This window comes from Blastomonas sp., assembly GCF_041747255.1.
In the GTDB taxonomy this organism is placed as follows: domain Bacteria; phylum Pseudomonadota; class Alphaproteobacteria; order Sphingomonadales; family Sphingomonadaceae; genus Blastomonas.
Window position 1 is genome coordinate 1 of record NZ_JBGTFM010000281.1, and the last position, 2,424, is coordinate 2,424.

Annotated in this window: 4 protein-coding genes; 1 reads left to right on the forward strand and 3 read right to left on the reverse strand. The window is 62.4% G+C overall.

Annotated elements, in window-relative coordinates:
• The 3 genes from ACEW8G_RS09510 to ACEW8G_RS09520 all read right to left on the reverse strand — a co-directional run.
• The coding region (locus ACEW8G_RS09510; RefSeq protein WP_373488187.1) for a CHASE2 domain-containing protein at positions 1-512 on the reverse strand (512 nt) is incomplete at its 3' end.
• Complete coding sequence (locus ACEW8G_RS09515) at positions 512-1,489, reverse strand: MBL fold metallo-hydrolase (protein WP_373488188.1); 978 nt, start codon at positions 1,487-1,489, stop codon at positions 512-514. The genes ACEW8G_RS09515 and ACEW8G_RS09510, both read right to left, overlap by 1 nt.
• 30 nt (positions 1,490-1,519) lie before the next feature.
• Positions 1,520-1,855, reverse strand: a complete 336-nt coding sequence (locus ACEW8G_RS09520) for an STAS domain-containing protein (RefSeq protein ID WP_373488189.1) — start codon at positions 1,853-1,855, stop codon at positions 1,520-1,522.
• A gap of 168 nt (positions 1,856-2,023) precedes the next feature.
• Between ACEW8G_RS09520 and ACEW8G_RS09525 the strand changes: the two genes are divergently transcribed.
• Positions 2,024-2,424, forward strand: a 401-nt coding sequence (locus ACEW8G_RS09525; RefSeq protein ID WP_373488190.1) for a coenzyme F420 hydrogenase/dehydrogenase beta subunit N-terminal domain-containing protein, incomplete at its 3' end; no start/stop codon positions are given.

The following is a 2,424-nucleotide window of genomic DNA, read 5'->3' on the forward strand; positions in this document are numbered from 1 at the left end:
CCCGGCGGCGGGGTGCCGGTCACCGTCGCCCATTGCGTGAGGTCCGCCGGGTCGGCGCCGCCAAGCGACACGCCCGCGCGTCCCAGCACAACGGGGGCCTGCGCAATCGCCTCGGCAAACGTGTTGTCCTGGGCGTCAAGACTATCGATCCATGCACGGATCGCCGGGTCATCATTAGGGTAAAGCCGCGCAAAACGTGTCGGGCTTACTGCATCCGGTTCAACGAACAGCACATCATAGCCGATGGCGCTGGCCTGCGACAACCGCTTGGTCAGCAGCGCGAGCACGCTGCGCGGCCACGGCCAGCTACCAATTTCAGTGAGGCTTTCATCGCCAATCGCGATGACCCGTACATCGCTTTGCGCAAGATCGCGCGGGAACAATCGTTGCCATCCATCAAACACGATGTTTTGCGCGCGGCCCGCCATTGCAAGGCTGAGCAGCGCAGCCAGCACCAGCCCGACAAGCCCGGCGCGCCACAGCGTCTTGCCGGGACGGGCCGCGCGCAGCATTACAGCACGACTTCCAGACCGTCGTAAGCGCACAGGACGTCGAGCGTCACATTCTCGCGGGTCAGCTCGGCATAACGGATGCTCTCGGCATGCATCCGCGCGATGTCGGCATCCGAATAGGTTGGTTCATGGTGGAACAGCGCCAGCTGCTTGGCCTTGGCCGCATGGCACAGGTCAATGGCGACGATGTTGCTGGAATGGCCCCAATCCTCCTTCATCGAAACGCTGTCGGCGAGCGAATACATCGTATCACAAATCACCAGATCAGCCTCGCGGAAGAAATGCTCGACGTCGGCCTCGCCCGCCATCGTTTCCATCTTGTGTTCGCTGTCGGTGCTGAACACCGTGACCTTGCCGTCGGCATCGGTGAAGCGATAGCCAAAGCTGCTGTGCGAATGGTGCTGTTCCATCAGCTCCACCTGCACCCCGCCGATGTCATAAGCGGTATCGGTCTCAAGCGTGACGAACTCGATTTTGGCGCGCAGCCAGTCAAACGCGACCGGGAACGAGATTTCCTCCTGCTGGCGGCGCAGCGCGGTCTCGGCATCGGCATGACCAGAATGGATGATGATATGCGCATTCGGATCAAAGGCGGGCACGAAGAAGGGGAATCCCATGATATGGTCCCAATGCAGGTGCGACATGAAAAAGTGATAGACCCGGGCATGGCCAGCGGCGCAGCGGCGCATTGCATCAAGCCCAAAGCTGCGCAGGCCGCTGCCCATGTCGCAGACGATGAACGCGTCATCCACCTGCTTGGCGCCGCGCGCCTCGATCTCGACACAGGTCGTCGCGCCGCCATAGCTGCCGCCGATTGCGAAATCGAGCGAATCGCGGGCGAATTCGCGTGCCTCTTCAAAATCGGCAAAGCTGCGGCCCGATGCGGCGAGCAGCGCGCTCGCGATCTTGTCCTGCACAATCGCCGCAGTCTGCGCCACGGGCAGTGACCCGCGTGTCCCCCAAAATCGTACCAGCATCCGCACTTCCCCCCAAAGATTTGCGTGGCGTTAAAGCGCCTCGTCGATGCTGTCGGTTACTACGAAAAGCTTGTCGTAACGGCTGATCGCCAGAATTTCGCGCATAACTGCATTGGGCCGCGCCAGAGACATCGTTACTCCCACAGCATCCGCCTGACGCTTGGCAAGTGTGATCGCGCGCAGACCGCGCGACGACATATAGTCCAGGTCCGCCAGATCGACGACCAGCTTGGCGTTGGGCGATGCCTGCGCCAGCGCGACACTGCTTGTAAGATGTTCGGCAAAAGCCTCTGCGGTGGCTTCATCGACCCGCCCATCTGGACTCGCGACGACACATCCCTGCCGCTCGGTGCTGGTCCACTGCATGTCTTCTGCCCTCCGCATGATAGCGAGCAGCCTAGCGACAAATTAACCGCGTGGGAAGTTGTCAGACGTTTGCAAATGATGAGCAATAAACCGGGCTGTTTGCGGGCGATGGCCTGATGCGCTAGCGTGCCGCTGCAGGCCGATGTCGAGGCCGCTTGTGGAGCCCGAATGTCATCACGCGCCAACCCGTTACATCCTGCCTCAATCGCTGATTTTGCCCCCGCCGTGCCGCGCAAGCTGTGCACCGATTGCGGCATTTCGCGCACTGCTGATCCGGGCCGCTGCGGCAGCGCGTGCCAGTTCATCGCGCCCGATTATCCCGCGCTTGAAGCCGCAGTGCATGGCCGCGCGCGCGATGCTGCCAGACCGGACGAGCTGTTCTTCGGGCCGCATTTGCGCATGGTCACCGCGTCGTTGAAAACGCCTGCAAAGGGCGCGCAATGGACCGGCATCACCACCCGCATTGGGGCGCGGCTGCTTGAAACCGGCGCGGTCGATGCGGTGCTGGCGGTGGGTCCGCACCCCGGCGATAGCTGGCGCCCGCTGCCGATGCTGATCACCCGCGCTGA

Coding starts and splice junctions, on each gene's coding strand:
- ACEW8G_RS09515 (WP_373488188.1), bottom strand. CDS start 1,489: ATGCTGGTACGATTTTGGGGGACACGCGGGTCACTGCCCGTGGCGCAG.
- ACEW8G_RS09520 (WP_373488189.1), bottom strand. CDS start 1,855: ATGCAGTGGACCAGCACCGAGCGGCAGGGATGTGTCGTCGCGAGTCCA.